We start from the raw sequence: 18,683 nt of genomic DNA on the forward strand, positions 1-18,683 counted from the left end.
ACCCGCACGACCGCGAGGTGAACGGTGGGACTTGTGAACGACGCCACCGTGGTCGCGGCCTCGGGTCCGGCCTCTAGTCTGTTCCGGGTGGACGGACTCGGTGGCGCATTGCTCGTGGGCGGTACCAGCAGCGATGCCGGGAAGAGCCTCATCGTCGCCGGGCTGTGCCGTGCGCTGCGGCGCACCGGTGTGCGGGTCGCACCGTTCAAGGCGCAGAACATGTCCAACAACTCGGTGGTCACCCTCGACGGCGGCGAGATCGGTCGTGCCCAGGCGTTGCAGGCGTTCGCCTGTGGCCTCGAACCCTCCACCAGGTTCAACCCGGTGCTGCTGAAACCGGGCAGTGACCGTCGCTCGCACGTGATCCTCCGCGGTCGGCCCGCCGGAGACGCCGGGGCCGCCGACTACCTGCACTGGCGGTCGCGGCTGCGTGCCGTCGTCGCCGACGAGTTGGCCGGTCTCCGACGCGACTTCGACGTCGTCATCTGCGAAGGTGCGGGTTCGGTCGCCGAGATCAACCTGCGCGCCAACGACATCGCGAATCTCGGTCTCGCACAGGCGGCGGACCTCCCGGTGGTGCTGGTCACCGACATCGACCGCGGCGGGTCGCTGGCCCATCTGTTCGGTACCACCGCGGTCCTCGACGACGCCGATCAGCGGCTGATCGCGGGGTTCGTGGTCAACAAGTTCCGTGGTGACCCGTCGATCCTCGAGCCGGGACTTCGGCAGGTCGAGGCGATCACGGGACGGCCGACGCTCGGGGTGGTGCCCTTCGCCGACGACCTGTGGCTCGACGCCGAGGACTCGCTAGCGGCGCCGGTCGGGCGGCGGGTCGGGCCACCGCGCTCGTTCACCGAATCCTCCGCGACCGGAGGACCCCGATTGCGGGTCGCCGCCATCCGCCTGCCGCGGATCTCCAATTCGACCGATGTCGAGGCGCTGGCCTGCGAACCCGGTGTCGACGTCACCTGGGTCGACGACCCGGCCGGGGTGGCGGCCGCCGACCTCGTCGTGTTGCCCGGCACCCGCGCCACCGTGACCGACCTCGAGTGGCTGCGGGCGCGCGGTCTGGGGGAGGCGCTCACCGAACGCGCGGCCCGCGGACGTCCGATCGTCGCCGTGTGCGGCGGATTCCAGATGCTGGGCCGCACCCTCGACGACCGGGTGGAGTCCGGTCGCGGGCGGGTGCCCGGACTGGGGTTGTTCGACCTCGACATCGAGTTCCACGCCGAGAAGACCGTGCGGCAGGTGACCGGGACCGGCGGCGACGCGTCCGGCGTCGCGATCAGCGGCTACGAGATCCATCACGGCCGGGTGACCCGATCGGCCGAGAACACGTGGATCGTCGACGACCGGCACGGTCCGGAGGGCGCGGTGCGGGGGGCGGTCCGGGGTACCCACTGGCATGGACTGCTGGCGTGCAACGACTTCCGGCGTCGACTTCTGGCCGACGTGGCGGCCGAGGCCGGGGTCCGGGGATTCCGCGTGGCGCCCGACACCGATGTCGACGCCGTACGTCGGCGACAGGTCGACGCGATGGCCGACCTCGTCACCGAACACCTCGACCTCGACGCTGTCATGCGGCTGATCCGACAAGGGCCGCCGCGCCACCCCAAGGTCATCCGTCACCACCTCGAGGACTTGTAGACGCCGGGGTCGTGGAGACGGGTTATCGTGGGCGCCATGACTGAAGACCGCCCCATGATCGACGACCGACGTCAGGTGACCGTGGGCGGCCTCACCTTCGACGTCCGGATCGGGGGACCGGAGACCGGTCCGTGGGTTCTGCTGCTGCACGGGTTCCCGGTGAACGGGAGCTGCTACGACGACGTATTGCCGCGCCTGCACGAGTCGGGGCTGCGGACACTGGTCATCGATCAACGTGGGTACAGCCCCGGCGCGCGGCCGCCCGGGGTGGACGACTACCGGCTCACCCACCTCGTGTCCGATGTGATCGGGGTTCTCGACGCCCTCGGCATCGGTTACGCGATCCTCGTCGGGCACGACTGGGGCGGCATCGTCGCGTGGCATCTCGCCGGGAAGTACCCCGACCGGTTCACCGGTCTCGTCGTCGCCAGCACCGGGCATCCGTCGGCCATGCGCGACGCTCTCGTCGGTAGCGACCAGCGTGAACGTTCTTCGTACATCCTCGATTTCGTGGCCGACGGGGCCGAAGAGAGGCTGCTCGCCGACGACGCCGCCGAGCTGCGGGCGGTGGGGATCTCCGAGGACGAACTCGCCCCGCTGCGGGAACCGGGCGCCCTGACCGCGGCGCTGAACTGGTACCGCGCGAACTTCACCGGCGACATCAAGGCGACGATGGCGTGCCCGCCGGTCGAGATCCCGACCACGCTGCTGTGGAGCGACGCCGACACCGCCCTGGGTCGCGAACAGGCGCAGGGCAGCGGCCGGTACGTCTACGGCGACTTCCGCTACTGCGAACTCGCGGGCGTGGACCACTGGATTCCGCAGCGCGCGGCCCCGGCCCTCGCCAGCGAGATCGCCCTGCGCTCAACGATTTTCTGAGCTCGCGCGGAGGGCCTGGCCGTCAGATGTCCAGGCCGAGGATCGCGTTCTCCAGGACCTCGGGCATCGCCGGGTGGATCCAGTACTGGCCGCGGGCAAGTTCGTGTGCGGTCTGGCCGAAGTGCATCGCCTGGATGACCGGCTGGATGACCGTCGGTGCCTGCGGGCCGATGAGGTGTGCGCCCAGCAACCGGCCGGTGCCGCGTTCGGCGATCAGCTTGCAGAATCCGGTGGTGTCCTCCATCGCCCAGCCGTAGGCGACATCGCCGTAGGCCTGGACCTTGACGGCGATGTCGTGGCCGGCCTCGCGAGCCTCGTCCTCGGTGAGGCCCACCGCGGCGATCTGCGGGTGGGTGAACACCGCCGCCGGGACGTACCGGTGGTCGAAGGCGTCCAGATCGGTTGCGTCCCAGCCTTTCAGGAGATTGGCCTGCACCACCCGCTGTTCGTGGTTGGCGACGTGCTTGAGCTGGTACGGCGAGCTGACGTCGCCCAGCGTCCACACTCCGCGGGCGGCGGTGCGACCGTGCTGATCACAGCGCACGCGACCTTCGTCGTCGAGCTCGATACCGACGGAGTCGAGGTTGAGCCGGTCGCCGTTCGGCTGCCGGCCGGTCGCGATCAGCAGGACGTCGGCCTCGAGTGTCGCGCCGTCGGAGAGCCCGACCCGCACACCGCCGTCGGGCAGATCCTCGGCCTCGGTGATCGTGGTCTCCAGCCGCACGTCCCACTTCTCCCGGGCCACCTGGGTGAAGCGGTTGGAGATGTCGGCATCCTGCTTGCGGAGCAGACCCGGGCCGCGCGCGATGATCGACACATGTGAGCCCAGCGCGCCGAAGACGTGTGCGAATTCCGCTGCGATGTAACCGCTCCCGACGATGATCAGGCGTTCGGGCAGCTCGGGAAGACGCATGACGTCGTTGTTGGTGTAGTAGGTGACCCCCGAGTCGGCGATGATCTGGGGGATGACCGCGCGCGATCCGGCGGCGAGCACGACCTCGTCGGCGAGAACGGTGTCGCCGTCTCGCGTGACCAACCGGTACCGGCCGTCGTCGTCGCGCCCGTCGAATTCGACATGGGAGTCGTACACGGTGATGTTCTCGCACCGATCGACCCGGTACTCCTTGCCGCCCTGCGACAGCGGGTCGATGCGGCCGAACACGCGCTCGACGATGCCGGGCCAGTCGACCGAGTCCACCTTCGAGTGCACGCCCAGGCGAGCACCGTGCCTGGCGATCTCGGCCACCTCGGAGGCGTAGACGAACATCTTGGTCGGGATGCACCCCACGTTGAGGCAGGTGCCGCCGTAGACGCCCTCCTCGAAGATCGCGAGGGTCTTGTCCGCGAAGCGGTCATCGGGAATGGCGTTGCCGCTGCCGGAGCCGATGATGGCCAGGTCGACGACCTGCGTGGCGGTCATAGAGGATTCTCGCTTTCGGTTGAGAGGACGGCGGACAGCCAGTGGTCGACCTCGCGATAGGCGTGCTCGCGTGCGTGTGCGACGGAGAGGAAGACGTCGTGCCGGGCGTCGGGGATCGGTACCGCGGTCACGCGGCCGCCGAGGCACCCGCTCCAGCGGGCGATGTGGGTGACGTCGAGGACGGCATCGGCATGATCGGTGGACGCCGAGTAGGTCCTGGCGAAATGCGTTTTGTCCGAACGTAACACGAGCGCGGGAACACCGACGTCGATGCCGCGGTGCAGGCGACGCTGACCGCTGCGCACCGCGTCGAGGAAACCGAAGGTGACCGGGAATCCGCCCAGCGGTTTCGCCGACAGGTCGTAGTTCCATTCGCCGTGAGCGCTGTCGTGCAGGCTCTCGCCGTAGGCCTGCGAGAGTTCCTTCGGTATCACCCTGGTCGGCGCGACGGCGGCGATCGCCTTGACGAGCAGCGTGACCGGGAGGGTGCGGAGCACCGCGTCGCCCTGCAGATCGAACCAGGGTGAGTTGAGCAGGAGTCCGTCAACTGCCGCGTGCAGCGCCGGCTCGCGCTGCCGCAACCGGTCGAGCCAGAGTGCGGTGATGAGGCCGCCCGTCGAATGCCCGGCCACCACGACCCGGCAGTCGGGTCCCAGCTCGTCGAGGATGATCCGCAGCGACGCGTTGAGCTCTTCGTCGTACATCGCGAGGTCGGTGGTGAAGTGCGGCGTGTGGTGCGATTGCCACGATCGCCCGCATTTTCGCAGGTCGACAGCATAGAACGCGTACCCGCGGTCGACGAAGAAGTCGGCGAGCGGCTCGTGGAAGAAGTAGTCGGTGAACCCGTGGACGTAGAGCACTGCGCCGCGCGCGGGTGACGACTCGGCGCGTCGCACCAGGGTCGCGGTGATCGGCGATTCACCGTCGGGATCGGGGCCCAGGGGGAGGACGCGTTGCCGGTAGTCCTCGAGAAATCGGTCGGGCTGCCAGTCGGCGGCTGCGGATGCGCTCACGGCGACCAGCATAGTGACAGGTCAGGACTGCCCGGATGTCGTGCAGCACACAGTTGCGAAGGTCGATTCTCGTGCTGGACGTGCCATGCTGGACAATGACGGTTGAGAAGGACCGGGTGAGAAGTGCCCGGTCGACAAGTTGCCATCCGGGACGACGTGCCGCGACGAACACCGGTCACAGTGTCCCTCCAGGTGAAGTGGAGTCCAGGTGTCGAAAACGGTGATCACGACCGACGTCGCGTTGGTGGGTGCGGGAATCATGAGTGCGACGCTCGGAGCGCTGCTCCGACAGCTTCAGCCCGACTGGTCGATCAGCCTGTTCGAGCAGCTCGACGCCGCCGCCGCCGAGAGCAGCGACCCGTGGAACAACGCCGGCACCGGACACTCGGCACTCTGCGAGCTGAACTACACGCCGAAGACCGCCGACGGCGACGTCAACATCGACAAGGCGCTCACCATCAACGAGCAGTTCCAGGTGTCGCGCCAGTTCTGGGCCCACGCCGTCGACAACGGCATCCTCGGTGACCCGTCGGAGTTCATCAACCCCATCCCGCACGTCGCCTTCACCCACGGCGCCGAAGGCCAGAAGTACCTCCGCAAGCGCTACGACAATCTCGCGACCCAGACCCTGTTCGAGGGCATGGAGTTCATCGACGATCCGGCCGAGTTCACCGCGCGACTGCCGCTGATGTCGGAGGGACGCGACTTCGCCGACCCGGTCGCGCTGAACTGGTTCGACCAGGGCACCGACGTCGATTTCGGCGCGCTCACCCAGCAGCTCCTCAATCATGTCGCCCAGGGCGCCGACATCTACTTCGGTCATTCGGTGACCAATCTGTCCAAGCAGTCCGACGGCAGCTGGATCGTGAAGGTCCGTAACGGCCGGACCGGGCAGAAGCTGTCCGTGCACGCGAAGTTCGTGTTCGTCGGTGCCGGCGGCGGTGCGCTGCACCTGCTGCAGAAGTCGGGCATCAAGGAGGCCAAGGGGTTCGGCGGGTTCCCGGTGTCCGGTGAGTTCTTCCGCTGCACCAACCCCGATCTCGTCGCCGAGCATCACGCGAAGGTCTACGGGCAGGCCGCCGTCGGTGCCCCGCCGATGTCGGTGCCGCATCTCGACACCCGCGTCATCAACCACAAGCCGGGCTTGCTGTTCGGCCCGTACGCCGGATGGTCGCCGAAGTTCCTCAAGAGCGGCAAGATCACCGACCTGCCCGCCTCGATCAAGCCGGGCAACCTGCTCCCCATGGTGTCGATCGCTCCCAAGGAGTTCGGGCTGCTCAAGTACCTCATCAGCGAGCTCGCCGCCGGGCCGGCCGACCGGGTGAAGACGCTGTCGGAATTCGTCCCCCGCGCGCTCGGCGCCGACTGGGAGCTCATCACCGCCGGACAGCGCGTGCAGGTCATACGCAAGACCGGGATGGGTGGTCAGCTGGAGTTCGGCACCGCGGTCGTCGCGGCCGGCGACGGCACCATCGCCGGGCTCCTCGGTGCGTCCCCAGGCGCCTCGACCGCCGTGCCGGCGATGATCTCGGTGCTCGAACAGTGCTTCCCGAAGGAGTACGCGGGCTGGTCGTCGAAGCTGACCGCGATCATCCCGTCCTTCGGTCAGAAGCTCAACGACAACCGCGACCTGTACCGCCAGGTGTGGGACTGGACGAACAAGACGCTGCAGCTGACCGACCGGAACGAGGTCCCGGCCGAGACCGGCCGGCTCGCGCCCGCCACTGCCGGCTGATCGCGCGAGGTGAAGTCCGGTCGCCTTGTGTGCTAACCACGACACATGATCCCTGAACCGCGGGTCCACCGCGCCCTGGCCGACGACATGGACGCAGCCACGCTCTATCGGGTCCTCCGGCTGCGGGTCGAGGTCTTCGTCGTCGAGCAGGCCTGTCCGTATCCCGAACTCGACGGCCGAGACCTGGAACCGACGACGCGCCAGTTCTGGATCACCGACGGTGGGGACCGGGCCGACGGAGGCGACGAGGACGGGCCAGACCCCGGGGCGGTACTGGCGACGCTTCGTCTGCTCGAGGAACCGGAGGCCGACGGCGGACAGGTCTTCCGGATCGGCCGCGTCTGCACCGAACGCAACCATCGGGGTCACGGCCTCGTGGCGACCCTCATGACCGCCGCGCTCGCCGAGGTCGGGGAGCGCCCGTGCCGGATCGAGGCGCAGACCTACCTCACCGAGATGTACGGCAAGTTCGGCTTCGTCCGTGACGGCGACGACTACCTCGAGGACGGAATACCCCACGTGTCGATGCTCCGCGCCGGGTCACGATGACGACCCTCGGTGAACTCCCCGCTTCCGTGGACCCCCTCGCTGATGTGCGCTATCCGTTCAGCGCCGTCGTCGGGCAGGAGCAGCTCAAGCTCGCACTGATCCTGTCGGCCATCTCGCCGGGCATCGGGGGTGTCCTGATCCGCGGGGAGAAGGGCACCGCGAAATCGACCATCGTGCGCGGGCTCGGCCCGCTGCTCAGCGTCCCCGGTCCAACGGACGACACCACCGGCCGCGTGGTCGAACTGCCCATCGGTGCAACCGAGGACCGTGTGATCGGCTCGCTCGATCTCACCTCGGTGCTGCGGGACGGCCGTGCCGAGTTCACTCCCGGTCTGCTCGCCCGGGCGCACCGCGGGGTGCTGTACATCGACGAGGTCAACCTGCTCGCCGATCACCTCGTCGATGTGCTGCTGGACGCGGCGGCCAGTGGACGGGTCACGATCGAACGCGATGGTGTGTCGCACACCATGGCGGCCGATTTCGTACTCGTCGGCACCATGAACCCGGAGGAGGGAGAGCTGCGCCCGCAGCTGCTTGACCGGTTCGGACTCGCCGTCGACGTGGCCGCCGACCGCGAGGTCGACGAACGCGTGGAGGTGGTGCGCCGCCGCATGGCATACGACGCCGACCCGGCGTCGTTCGTCGCCGCCCACGCCGCCGCCGAACACGAACTGACACAACGGATCGCGAGCGCACGAGCCGCCGTGGGTGCGGTGGCCCTCCCGGACCGGGAGTTGCGCCGTATCGCCGGGATCTGCGCCCACCTCGACGTCGACGGACTCCGCGGCGACATCGTGGTGGCCCGGACCGCGCTCGCTCATGCCGCCTGGCGCGGGGCCACCGCCGTCGAGGACGTCGACGTCCGGGCGGCCGTCGAGCTCGCGCTGCCGCATCGGCGCCGCCGCAACCCCTTCGACGAGTCGGGGCTCAGCCGCGACCAGCTCGACGAGGCGATGTCGGCGGGCGAGGACGCGGCCGGACCCGACACACCCGATGACGACCCGGAACCGCCCGAGACACCACCGCCCGGTGGCGGCGGCGAGGCCCCGGACTCCGCATCCGACACCGGCCCGGCGCCCGACACCGACCCCGATGCGGCTCCCGAGACCGGCGACACCGACGCCCCGCAGCACGCGCCCGGCCCGGCGTTCGGGTCCGTGCCGACCTCGACGGCTCGCCGCATGCCGACCCTGCGCGTCGAGGGACTCGGCGACGGTGACCCGGGTCGCCGCTCGAAGGCGCGGAGCCGTCGCGGACACACCACCCATGCGGTGGACTTCGATGCCGGCCGACCGGTGCATCTGTTCGGCACGGTGCTCGCCGCCGCGGGGCGGGCCGGTCGCGGCGGGGACGGGTTCGAGCGCGGTGTGCGGATCGCCGCCCCCGACCTGCGGTCGGCGCAACGGGTCGGCCAGGAGGCCAACCTCGTCGTCTTCGTGGTCGACCTCAGCGGGTCGATGACCGCCCGGCGTCGGCTGGCCGCGGTGTCCGAACTCTGCGTGGAGATGTTGCGCGACTCATATACCCGCCGCGACCGCGTCGCGGTGGTCGTGGCGCGGGGTTCCTCCGCGACGCTTGCGGTGCCGCCCACCAAATCGGTCGAGATCGCGGTGCGCCGCCTCGAGGAGATCCGTACCGGCGGCCGGACACCGCTCGGCGAGGGCCTGCAGCTCGCCGCCGATGTCGTGCAGCGGTGTCGCCGCGCCGAGCCCGACCGGCGGCCGCTGCTGGTGGTCCTCACCGACGGTCGTGCCACCTCAGGACGAGGCGCGATGGCACGGGCGCGGGAAGCCGCGGACGGTATCCGTCGTCGCGGCATCGGGTCCGTGGTCGTCGACTGCGAGCAGGGGATGGTCCGGCTCGGACTCGCCGGCGATCTCGCGGCCCACCTCGGCGCGAGCCTGATCCCGATGGACGAACTGTCCGCCACCGCGCTGACGGGACACGCACCCGCGCGGGAGCGGCCTGACCGCCCCCGCCACCCCGAACTGAGACCAGAGGAGAAGTCGAGTGCCCCAGGGAGTTCCGGTCAGCATCCCCGATGACGGCTTGACGACGCGACAGCGCCGCAATCAGCCCGTCCTCGCGGTGCACACCGGCGACGGCAAGGGCAAGTCGACCGCCGCTTTCGGGATGGCGATGCGCGCGTGGAACGCGGGTATGCGGGTCGCGGTGTTCCAGTTCGTGAAGAGTGCGAAATGGAAGGTGGGGGAGGAGTCGACGATGCTCACCCTCGACCGGGTGCACGCGGAGACCGGCGCCGGAGGGCCGGTGGAATGGCACAAGATGGGTCAGGGCTGGTCCTGGTTGCGGGCCAACGACGACCAGGACGACGACCACGCCGCCGCCGCCCGGGCCGGGTGGTCGGAGATCGCACGCCGTCTCGATGCCGGCGAACACGACTTCTACGTCCTCGACGAGTTCACCTATCCGCTGCACTGGGGCTGGGTGGACACCGCTCAGGTGCTCGACACCCTCGCCCGCCGACCCGGACGCCAGCATGTGGTCATCACCGGCCGGCGCGCCCCGCAGGCCCTCGTCGACGCTGCCGATCTCGTGACCGAGATGCACAAGATCGCCCACCCGATGGACGCCGGACGCAAGGGGCAGAAGGGGATCGAATGGTGACCTCCGTGCGGGCGTCGACGCCCGCCGTCGTGATCGCCGCGCCGTCGTCGGGCAGCGGCAAGACCACCGTGACGACCGGCCTCATCGGCGCTCTGCGGGCGGCCGGACACCGGGTGGCGCCGTTCAAGGTCGGCCCCGATTACATCGATCCCGGATACCACGCCGTCGCGGCCGGACGACCCGGACGCAATCTCGACCCGAATCTCGTGGGCGCCGAACGCATTGCGCCGCTCTTCGCCCACGGCGCCGCGGGCGCCGACATCGCGGTCGTCGAGGGCGTGATGGGCCTCTTCGACGGCCGGATCGTGGATTCCGACAGCGGCAACGGCACGGGCGGCAGTCCAGGTGGCGATGCCGGTTCGCTCGGCGTCGGCTCCACCGCGCACGTCGCGTCGATCATCGGTGCGCCGGTGATCCTCGTCGTCGACGCCGCGGGCCACAGCCAGTCGCTGGCCGCCGTGCTGCACGGGTTCCTCTCCTACGACCCCTCGGTGTCGATCGCGGGCGTCATCCTCAACCGGGTCGGTTCGCCGCGCCACGAGATGGTGCTGCGACAGGCCGCCGCGCGGGTGGGACTGCCGGTTCTCGGTGTGCTGCGGCGCCACCCGTCGCTGACGGTGCCCTCCCGGCACCTGGGCCTGATCCCGGCCGCCGAACGCAACGCCGACGCGGTCGCCGCCGTGAACGCGATGACCGCGCACCTGCGCGGCGCCCTCGACCTGCCGGCGATCGTGGCCGCCGCCCGCGGACGTGCGGTCCCCGACGCCGCGGCCTGGTCGGCTGCGGAAGCCGTCGCGCCGTATCGTCCCGCCGCGTCGGCCGGTTCGCCGGTGATCGCGGTCGCCGGGGGCGCGGCGTTCACCTTCGGTTACGCCGAGCACGCCGAGATGCTGACCGCCGCCGGCGCGCGCGTCGTCGTCTTCGACCCGCTCGTGGACCGGTTGCCCGCGGAAGCGGCCGGCGTGGTGATCGGTGGCGGATTCCCGGAAGAACACGCCGAGGCGCTGGCCGCCAACGATCTCCTGCGCGCCGACCTCCGGGCGCACGCCGCGGCGGGTCGGCCGATCCACGCCGAGTGCGCGGGCCTGCTGTACCTGTGCACCGAACTCGACGGGCACCCGATGAGCGGCGTCCTCGACATCCCCGGCCACTTCGGCCCGACCCTGACGCTGGGATACCGCGATGCCGTGGCCGTGGGCGACTCGGCCCTGTTCCGGACCGGCGAACGCGTCACCGGTCACGAGTTCCACCGCAGCGGAGTCGGCGACGGCGCGCTCGCCCCGGCCTGGGCCTGGCGGGATTCGGCGGGCCGCGCGTCGATGCACGGGGTCGCGACGGCCGCAGTGCACGCCTCGTACCTGCATCTGCATCCGGCCGCGATCCCGGAAGCGTTGTGCCGCTTCGTGTCCCGATCCGCCGATAGTGGGCGGGTGCCGACGCCCCAGTCCGTCGGCGACGCCCCCGGGGCGTCCTGATGCTGGCGCACCGGCTCCGCGAGACGCTCGACGCGCTCGCCGATCACGGTGCCGACGATCCCGCCCTGCTCCGGGAACTGCTGGAGGCGGTGCTGGTGGTCGGGCAGGGGGTCGAACTCGACCGCGCGCTGCAGCGCATCGTCGAGGTCGCGGCGGGACTCGTGGATGCCCAGTACGGTGCCCTCGGCGTGCGCGGACCGGACGGCGGGCTGAGTGAATTCGTGCACATCGGCATCACCGACGCGCAACGCGCCACCATGGGACATCTGCCGGTCGGCCGCGGGGTCCTCGGCCTGCTCATCGACGACCCCCGCCTGCACCGCATCCACGACCTCGGCGCTCATCCGACGTCGGTCGGGTTCCCGCCCAACCACCCGCCGATGCACACCTTCCTCGGTGCTCCGATCATGGTGCGCGGCGAGGTGTTCGGCAGTCTGTACCTGACCGAGAAGCGGTCCGCGGAGGACTTCTCCGAGGTCGACGAGACCGTCGTCGCGGTGCTGGCGGTGGCCGCCGGGATCGCCGTCGACAACGCGGGTCTCTTCGAACGGGCCCGCACCCGCCACCGCTGGATGCAGGTCCTGGCCCGGCGTGGGTCGGAGCCGCTGGCCGGAATCGCGCTGTCGGACACCATGTCCCGGATGTGCGCCGATGTCGCCGGTCTCGTCGGCGCGGTCGATGTCTACCTGCTCACCGAGATGGCGGGGGAGGTGGAACTACGCGGGCACACCGGCGATCCGGTGGAGATCGAGAACTTCATCCCGCCGGACGCCACGGCGCTGCGGGTGCAGCGTTCCGGCCAGATCGCCGAGTCGCTGATACGGGGCGGCGCCCGCTGGACCTCGGTGCAACCCCTCCAGCGCGCATCGGGGGCGTTCGGCTGGATGCTCATCACCCACCGTAACCGCCCCTACTGGGACGACGAGGAGATCGCCGGGCTCGCCGGTGTCGCCGAGGTCGCCTCGCTGGCGGTCGTCTACGCCGAGCAGCAACAGATCGCCCGCGATCTCGAGGTCCTCGAAGACCGGCACCGCATCGCCCGCGACCTGCACGATCATGTGATCCAGCGACTCTTCGCGGTCGGGATGTCGGTACAGACGTTGCTGGCCGGGACCACCGATCCGGCCGCCGCGGCCGCGCGCCTGGAGCAGATCATGACCGACCTCGACCGCACGATCGCGCAGATCCGCACCTCGATCTTCGACCTGCAGACGCCCTACGGAACCGACATCGGCCCGACGCTGCGGCGGCGGGTGCTCGACATTGTCTCCGAACTGTCCGGGCACGCGTCGATCTCGCCGAGCGTGGAGTTCGACGGCCCCGTCGACACGGTGGTCCCGGACTCCCTCGGACCACACATCGACGCCGTCCTGCGAGAGGGCTTGAGCAACGCGCTCCGGCACGCGCGGGCCGACCACATCGCGGTGTCGGTGACCGCCGACGACGTCCTGACCGTCGAGATCAGCGACGACGGGGTCGGCATCGGCGCCGACGTCACCTATCGGGGTCTCGAGAACCTGACGCGCCGCGCCGAGGACTGCGACGGGACGTTCAGCATCGTCACCCGCCCGCGGGGGACGAGTGGGGGCGGGACGAGCGAGGGCCGGACCAGCGGCGGCGGGACGACGCTCACCTGGTCGGTGCCGCTGGTGGGTTGACTCACTCCTTGCCGTCGCGGAGTCTGGTCGCCATCACGGCGACCTGGGTGCGTCGCTGCATGTCCAATTTGCCCAGGATGCGGGACACGTAGTTCTTGATCGTCTTCTCCGCCAGGAACATCCGGCCGGCGATCTGCCGATTGGTCAGGCCCTCGCCGATGAGGGCGAACACCTCGCGCTCCTGATGGGTGAGCTCGGCGAGCGGATCCTTCTCGGTCTGCTTCTCGTTGCGCAGCTTGGCGAGCAGGGCCGCCGTGGACCGATCGTCGAGCAGTGAACCGCCCCGACCGACGGTCCGGACCGCGGCGACCAGGTTGTGCCCCAGGATCTGTTTGAGCACGAAACCCGAGGCGCCGGCGAGGACCGCGGCGAGCAGTGCATCGTCGTCGGCGTAGCTCGTGAGCATCAGGCACTTGATCCCCGGTTCGGCCGCGCGGACGTCCCGGCACAGCTCGACCCCGTTGCCGTCGGGCAACCGGACGTCGAGCACGGCGACATCGGGCTTGGTCGCCAGGATGCCGACGAGGGCTTCGCCGACCGAGGCCGCCTCGCCCACCACCTCGATGTCGCCGGCGGTCCCGAGCAGGTCGCGCAGACCGCGCCGGACGAGTTCGTGGTCGTCGACGAGGTAGGCGCGGACCGGATTCGGGGACGGGGTCGGATCGGCGGTGGCCGAATCGGTCGTGGCAGGGGACATGGGTCTGAAAGTACCGGATGTGCGGCGCCGGGAAGTCGCGACGTCGGACCCCATACAGGCGGGACCTTCGCCTCACGAGCACCACCCGTCCCGCCGCGCAGAGTGGATGGTACGACCCCCGCTGTGATCAGGAGAGCACGTGACCACCCTCATCGGACCCCCCGACGCCGAACCCGCCGACCGCGGCATGACCGGTTCGGATCTACTGCGTGAACTGCTGCCCGTGTGCGAGACCGAGGTCGAGCGGCACATGAAGATGACGCGCGACTGGCACCCGCACGACTACGTGCCCTGGGACGACGGACGCAACTTCGCGGCTCTCGGCGGACTCGACTGGGATCCGGCACAGTCCCGGCTCTCCGACGTCGCCAAGGCCGCGATGATCACCAACCTGCTCACCGAGGACAACCTGCCGTCGTACCACCGGGTGATCGCCGACAACTTCACCCTCGACGATGCCTGGGGCTGGTGGGTGGGGCGCTGGACGGCCGAGGAGAACCGCCACTCGATCGTGATGCGCGACTACCTGGTGGTGACCCGCGGTGTCGACCCGGTCGAACTCGAAGAGATCCGCATGGCGCACATGACGTCGGGGTTCAACCCCCTGCCCGACGACGACGGGCAGCGCGACCACAGCTTCGACATGCTGTTCGCGGTCGCGTACGTCAGTTTCCAGGAACTGGCCACCCGGGTCTCGCACCGCAACACCGGGAAGGCATGCGGGGACCCGATCGCCGACCGCATGCTGCAGCGTGTCGCGGCCGACGAGAACCTGCACATGCTCTTCTACCGCAACATCGTCGCCGGCGCGCTCGACCTCGTTCCCGACGAGACCATGGCCGCCATCCACGCGATCGTGACCAACTTCCAGATGCCCGGCGCGACCATGCCGAACTTCCGGCGCAACGCCGTGTTGATCGCCAAGGGCGGCATCTACGATCTGCCGCAACACATGTCGGACGTCGTCATGCCCGTGCTGCGGAAGTGGCGCATCTTCGAGCGCGACGACTTCGGGCCGGTCGGCGAGCACTACCGCGAACGCCTCGCGGAGTTCCTGGAGGAGATGGACGTCAAGGTGCGCAAGTTCGAGGAGTCGCGGGAGCGGGCGCTGCAGCGCCAGCACGCACGAGAACTGCGGGCCCGGTGACCGACGTGACCGTGACCGAAGTGAGGGGGACCGGCGCTGGGAAGTCCGCCTCCGCCCCTGCCGGCTTCGCCACCGCGATCGCCATGGCCGAGGCCGCCGTGGATCGGAACCCGCTGTGGTGGAACCAGATCCGGATCAACGCCGACGACTCGCTGGATGCCGCGTTCTGCACGTCGAGCCTGCTCGGGGCGCTCCTGCAGTCCGCGGCCCACCGGCTCGGTGTCCCGGCTGCCGATGTGTGGGCCCACGTCCGCCGGACGGGTGAGTTGCCGCTCTAGATCAGCTGTCCCGGTAAGGTCAGCTCCCATGTCCGAGCCTGCCTCCGCCGTGTCTAATGTCCCGGGGTCGAATGTATCGGGGTCGAATGTCCCAGGACCCCCGAACGTCCCCGGGCCCGATGCTTTCCCCTCCGGCGAGGGGCACTACCTGGTCGGCCTCGACCTCCGCGGACGCAAGGTCGTCGTGGTGGGCGGCGGGTCGGTGGCGCAGCGGCGGCTGCCCAATCTGGTCGCTGCGGGTGCCCACGTGCACGTCATCGCGCTCGATCCCACCCCGGCCGTCGAATCCTTCACCGGCATCACCGTCACCCAGCGCCGCTACGCCGACGGTGATCTCGAAGGCGCCTGGTACGCGATGGCCTGCACCGACGATCCCGCCGTCAACGAGGCGGTGGTGGCCGAGGCCGAGCGCAGGCACACGTTCTGCGTCCGGGCCGACGACGCCCGCCACGGCACCGCCGTCACCCCGGCATCCGGCCGTCACCGCGACGTCCAGTTCGGCGTCCTCGCCGGCGGCGACCACAAACTGTCGGCCGCACTCCGCGCCGCGATGAGCCGTGCCCTCGCCGAGGGGGCGCTGAGTGTCGACGACGCCGCCCCGCACGCCGCCGGCGTGGCCCTCGTCGGTGGCGGTCCCGGCGACCCCGACCTGATCACCGTCCGCGGCCAACGGCTCCTCGCCGAGGCCGACGTGGTGGTGGCCGATCGGCTCGCGCCCCCCGAACTGCTCGCCGAACTCGGCCCGCAGGTCGAGGTGATCGACGCCGCCAAAGTGCCCTACGGCCGCGCGATGAAGCAGGAAGCCATCAACGACGTCCTCGTGGAGAAGGCCAAGGAGGGCAAGTTCGTGGTCCGCCTCAAGGGCGGCGACCCCTATGTCTACGGGCGGGGTTTCGAGGAACTGCAGGCTTGTGTGGCCGCCGGGGTCCCGGTCACCGTGGTGCCGGGGATCAGCAGCTCGATCGCCGCACCGGCATCGGCGGGCATCCCGGTGACGCACCGCGGCGTCACCCACGAGGTCGTGATCGCCTCGGGCCACGTGCCGCCCGGCCACCCCGACTCGCTGATCGACTGGTCGGCCATGGGCAAGCTGCGCGGCACCCTGGTCCTGATGATGGCGGTCGAACGCGTCGAGGTGTTCGCCGACGCGCTGCTCGAGGGCGGCCGGCGGCCCGACACCCCCGTCGCGATGATCGAGAACGGATCCCTGCCGACCCAGCGTCTGCTGCGTACCGATCTCGCCCACGCCGGCGAGGTCGCGGAGGCGCAGGGCCTGCGTCCGCCCGCGATCGTCGTCATCGGCGACGTGGCCGCGTTCACCGAGGGCGCCTGACCAGATCAACCCAGACCGAATCAACGCAGATTGGCATGTCCCGGCGGTCGGCCGGTACGGTCGTTCACTATGTCGACTCTCGGAGCTGCGAACACCGGAACCGTGAACACTGGAACGGTGAACACAGGAACTCCGAACAGCGAGCAGTTCCGTCCGGTCTTCGGCCTGCCGATCCTGGTGCTGTCCGGGATGCAGTTGCTCGTCGTGCTCGACGGCACCGTGGCCGCGCTGGCGCTCCCGAGCATCCGGGACGCGCTCTCGCTCTCGGAGTCCAGCGCCAACTGGGTCATCAGCAGCTACGTGCTGGCGTTCGGCGGTCTCATGCTCCTCGGCGGCCGTCTCGGTGACACGTTCGGCCGCAAGCGGATGTTCATCGTCGGCGTGGTCGCCTTCACCCTCACCTCGCTGCTGTGCGGACTGGCCTGGAACGAGGCGAGCCTCCTCGCCGGCCGGGCCCTGCAGGGCGCGTCGGCGGCGATCGCGGCGCCGACCGCCATGGCCCTGGTCGCCACGACCTTCGCGCCCGGCAAACCGCGCAGCCAGGCCTTCGCGATCTACGCGGCCATGACCGGCGTGGGATCGGTCGCCGGGCTCATCCTCGGCGGGGTGCTGACCGAGCTGTCATGGCGCCTGGTCTTCCTCATCAACGTGCCCATCGGCCTGATCGTCGTCGTCGGGGCGATCGTCGCGCTACGGGAGTCCCAGGGGGAGCGACTGCCCCTCGACGTACCCGGCGCAGTACTGGGCACGCTCGGTTGCACTCTGCTGGTGCTCGCGGTGAACGAGGGGCCCAACGGATGGACGGCGCCGGTCGTGGTCGGCTCGTTCATCCTCGGCGCCCTCGCCCTGGCCGCGTTCATCGTGGTCGAACGGCGCGCCCGGAACCCACTGCTGCCGTTCTCCCTCTTCGACAACAGCTCACGCGTCGCAGCCCTGCTCGCCATCCTGCTCGCCAGCATGATCATGATGTGCATGGCGGTGTTCATCTCGCTGTACCTGCAGGGCATCCTGCAGTACTCGCCGATCCAGAGCGGGCTCGCGGTCGTGCCGTTCGCGTTCGGGCTGGGCATCGCCGCGGCGATCGCGTCGAAGCTGGCGCTGATGATCCAGCCGCGCTGGCTCGTCCTGGTCGGCGGCGCGGTGATCCTCGTCGGCTGCCTCTACGCATCGTCGATCGCGACCGACTCACCGGACTACTTCCCGAGCATCTTCGTCCCCGTCGTCGTGATCGGCTTCGGCGTCGGTCTGGCGGTCATCCCGCTGACCCTGTCCGTGGTGGCCGGGGTGGGCACCACCGAGATCGGCCCCCTGACCGCGCTCGCGCAGGTCGCACAGAACCTCGGCGGGGCCGTCGGCCTGGTCGTCGTCGGTGCGATGGTCACCTCGCGCGCGCTGTCGAAAGGCGGCACCACCGCGCCGGTCGAGACGATGAACCCCACCCAGCTCGCCGCGCAGGCCGAGGGTTACGGGCTGGCCTTCGCCGCCTGCGCGGGCATCGCCGTCCTCGCCGCGGTCGTGGTGTTGTTCATGCGGTTCACGCCGGAGCAGGTCGCCGAGGGACAGGCCGCCCAGGAAGCCGCCGACGCCGGGCTCGACGCCGATACGAGCACCCCGGGGTCCGACACCCGGCGATGAATTCCGGGCGGACGCACGGTCGGTCCCGCTATGGAGGCCAAGAATCTCGCTGAGCTCTACGACATCGGCACGCTCGACTGGCAGCCCGTCGCGGCCCGACTGACCGCCGGGGTGTCCCAGGCACCCGGGACCGGTGGGCCCGACCGGCACACGTGGTGGATCGCCACGATCAACGCCGACGGCAGCCCGCACGTCACCGGCATCGGGGCGCTGTGGCATCGGGACGCGATATGGCTGGAGACCGGTCCGTCGACCCGGAAGGCGCGCAACCTCGCCCGCGACCCGCGCTGCACCCTGTCGGTGGCACTCGACGAGGCCGACCTGGTGGTCGAGGGCGACGCGAACCTGGTCACCGAGCCCGCCGTCGTCGCCGAGATGGCGGAGCTGGAGCTGTGGGTGAGCGACGGGTGGCCGTGCCGCGTCGACGAGTCGGGTGCCGCGCTGACCGCCGACTTCAGTGCGCCGTCGGCCGGCCCGCCGCCCTGGTACGTCTACCGGGTGACGCCGCGACGGGCGACCGTCCTGCAGACCGTGGAGCCCGGTGGCGCAACCCTCTTCGACTTCGACGCGCAGTAGCGTCGCGGACCTC

16 protein-coding genes are annotated in these 18,683 nt (G+C 70.1%); 13 read left to right on the forward strand and 3 right to left on the reverse strand.

What is annotated here, in order from left to right:
• The first annotated feature begins 87 nt into the window (after positions 1–87).
• On the forward strand, positions 88–1,647 hold the full coding sequence (locus tag QAD21_RS10240) for a cobyric acid synthase (protein WP_068971276.1): 1,560 nt from the start codon (positions 88–90) through the stop codon (positions 1,645–1,647).
• A gap of 54 nt (positions 1,648–1,701) precedes the next feature.
• Positions 1,702–2,526 (forward strand): alpha/beta hydrolase, encoded by an 825-nt coding sequence (locus tag QAD21_RS10245; RefSeq protein WP_058250113.1) that lies wholly within the window; start codon positions 1,702–1,704, stop codon positions 2,524–2,526.
• Between the two features lie 22 nt (positions 2,527–2,548).
• Here the strand turns inward: QAD21_RS10245 and mtr are convergent, their stop codons facing one another.
• Complete coding sequence (gene mtr, locus QAD21_RS10250) at positions 2,549–3,946, reverse strand: mycothione reductase (protein WP_068971264.1); 1,398 nt, start codon at positions 3,944–3,946, stop codon at positions 2,549–2,551.
• Entirely contained in the window at positions 3,943–4,971 is a 1,029-nt protein-coding gene (locus tag QAD21_RS10255) for an alpha/beta hydrolase (RefSeq protein ID WP_068971265.1), read from the reverse strand. The genes mtr and QAD21_RS10255 overlap by 4 nt, the downstream gene beginning before the upstream one ends.
• A 196-nt stretch (positions 4,972–5,167) precedes the next feature.
• On the opposite strand from QAD21_RS10255, the gene mqo reads away from it, so the two are divergent.
• The 6 genes from mqo to QAD21_RS10285 are packed head-to-tail and all read left to right on the forward strand — an operon-like array spanning position 5,168 to position 13,004.
• The gene (gene mqo, locus QAD21_RS10260) at positions 5,168–6,694 is read left to right on the forward strand and encodes a malate dehydrogenase (quinone) (RefSeq protein ID WP_065628965.1); all 1,527 of its coding nucleotides are present in this window, start codon (positions 5,168–5,170) and stop codon (positions 6,692–6,694) included.
• A 45-nt stretch (positions 6,695–6,739) separates the two neighbouring features.
• The gene (locus QAD21_RS10265; protein WP_068971266.1) at positions 6,740–7,243 is read left to right on the forward strand and encodes a GNAT family N-acetyltransferase; all 504 of its coding nucleotides are present in this window, start codon (positions 6,740–6,742) and stop codon (positions 7,241–7,243) included.
• Positions 7,240–9,288, forward strand: coding sequence for a VWA domain-containing protein (locus QAD21_RS10270; protein WP_280361324.1), 2,049 nt, complete (start codon positions 7,240–7,242; stop codon positions 9,286–9,288). The genes QAD21_RS10265 and QAD21_RS10270 overlap by 4 nt, the downstream gene beginning before the upstream one ends.
• The gene (cobO, locus tag QAD21_RS10275; RefSeq protein ID WP_065628962.1) at positions 9,254–9,871 is read left to right on the forward strand and encodes a cob(I)yrinic acid a,c-diamide adenosyltransferase; all 618 of its coding nucleotides are present in this window, start codon (positions 9,254–9,256) and stop codon (positions 9,869–9,871) included. The genes QAD21_RS10270 and cobO overlap by 35 nt, the downstream gene beginning before the upstream one ends.
• Positions 9,865–11,346: a cobyrinate a,c-diamide synthase gene (locus QAD21_RS10280; RefSeq protein ID WP_065628961.1), complete on the forward strand. Its 1,482-nt coding sequence runs from the start codon at positions 9,865–9,867 to the stop codon at positions 11,344–11,346. The genes cobO and QAD21_RS10280 overlap by 7 nt, the downstream gene beginning before the upstream one ends.
• Positions 11,346–13,004 (forward strand): GAF domain-containing sensor histidine kinase, encoded by a 1,659-nt coding sequence (locus QAD21_RS10285; RefSeq protein WP_065628960.1) that lies wholly within the window; start codon positions 11,346–11,348, stop codon positions 13,002–13,004. Before QAD21_RS10280 ends, QAD21_RS10285 begins: the two co-directional genes overlap by 1 nt.
• 1 nt (position 13,005) lies before the next feature.
• Here QAD21_RS10285 and QAD21_RS10290 read toward each other — a convergent pair whose 3' ends face one another.
• Positions 13,006–13,701 carry a response regulator transcription factor gene (locus QAD21_RS10290; RefSeq protein ID WP_065628959.1) on the reverse strand — a complete coding sequence of 232 codons (696 nt, stop codon included), beginning with the start codon at positions 13,699–13,701 and terminating at the stop codon, positions 13,006–13,008.
• Between the two features lie 139 nt (positions 13,702–13,840).
• Here QAD21_RS10290 and QAD21_RS10295 point away from each other — a divergent pair, with 139 nt between their 5' ends.
• The 5 genes from QAD21_RS10295 to QAD21_RS10315 all read left to right on the forward strand — a co-directional run bounded on the left by QAD21_RS10295 (position 13,841) and on the right by QAD21_RS10315 (position 18,670).
• Positions 13,841–14,848, forward strand: a complete 1,008-nt coding sequence (locus QAD21_RS10295; protein ID WP_065628958.1) for an acyl-ACP desaturase — start codon at positions 13,841–13,843, stop codon at positions 14,846–14,848.
• A gap of 11 nt (positions 14,849–14,859) precedes the next feature.
• Positions 14,860–15,126, forward strand: coding sequence for a hypothetical protein (locus QAD21_RS10300; RefSeq protein WP_139104503.1), 267 nt, complete (start codon positions 14,860–14,862; stop codon positions 15,124–15,126).
• A gap of 28 nt (positions 15,127–15,154) precedes the next feature.
• Positions 15,155–16,459 (forward strand): uroporphyrinogen-III C-methyltransferase, encoded by a 1,305-nt coding sequence (cobA, locus tag QAD21_RS10305; protein ID WP_280361329.1) that lies wholly within the window; start codon positions 15,155–15,157, stop codon positions 16,457–16,459.
• A gap of 189 nt (positions 16,460–16,648) precedes the next feature.
• A complete protein-coding gene (locus tag QAD21_RS10310; protein WP_189340092.1) occupies positions 16,649–18,094 on the forward strand; it encodes a DHA2 family efflux MFS transporter permease subunit in 1,446 nt (481 codons plus the stop codon).
• A gap of 30 nt (positions 18,095–18,124) precedes the next feature.
• Positions 18,125–18,670 carry a pyridoxamine 5'-phosphate oxidase family protein gene (locus QAD21_RS10315; RefSeq protein WP_068971273.1) on the forward strand — a complete coding sequence of 182 codons (546 nt, stop codon included), beginning with the start codon at positions 18,125–18,127 and terminating at the stop codon, positions 18,668–18,670.
• The last annotated feature ends 13 nt before the right edge of the window (positions 18,671–18,683 follow it).

It is taken from the genome of Gordonia sp. SMJS1 (assembly GCF_029866425.1).
In the GTDB taxonomy this organism is placed as follows: Bacteria; Actinomycetota; Actinomycetes; order Mycobacteriales; family Mycobacteriaceae; genus Gordonia; species Gordonia hongkongensis.

Coding starts and splice junctions, on each gene's coding strand:
- QAD21_RS10270 (WP_280361324.1), top strand. CDS start 7,240: ATGACGACCCTCGGTGAACTCCCCGCTTCCGTGGACCCCCTCGCTGAT.
- QAD21_RS10310 (WP_189340092.1), top strand. CDS start 16,649: ATGCAGTTGCTCGTCGTGCTCGACGGCACCGTGGCCGCGCTGGCGCTC.
- QAD21_RS10290 (WP_065628959.1), bottom strand. CDS start 13,701: ATGTCCCCTGCCACGACCGATTCGGCCACCGCCGATCCGACCCCGTCC.
- QAD21_RS10280 (WP_065628961.1), top strand. CDS start 9,865: ATGGTGACCTCCGTGCGGGCGTCGACGCCCGCCGTCGTGATCGCCGCG.
- mtr (WP_068971264.1), bottom strand. CDS start 3,946: ATGACCGCCACGCAGGTCGTCGACCTGGCCATCATCGGCTCCGGCAGC.
- QAD21_RS10265 (WP_068971266.1), top strand. CDS start 6,740: ATGATCCCTGAACCGCGGGTCCACCGCGCCCTGGCCGACGACATGGAC.
- QAD21_RS10255 (WP_068971265.1), bottom strand. CDS start 4,971: ATGCTGGTCGCCGTGAGCGCATCCGCAGCCGCCGACTGGCAGCCCGAC.
- QAD21_RS10245 (WP_058250113.1), top strand. CDS start 1,702: ATGATCGACGACCGACGTCAGGTGACCGTGGGCGGCCTCACCTTCGAC.
- cobA (WP_280361329.1), top strand. CDS start 15,155: ATGTCCGAGCCTGCCTCCGCCGTGTCTAATGTCCCGGGGTCGAATGTA.
- QAD21_RS10285 (WP_065628960.1), top strand. CDS start 11,346: ATGCTGGCGCACCGGCTCCGCGAGACGCTCGACGCGCTCGCCGATCAC.
- QAD21_RS10315 (WP_068971273.1), top strand. CDS start 18,125: ATGGAGGCCAAGAATCTCGCTGAGCTCTACGACATCGGCACGCTCGAC.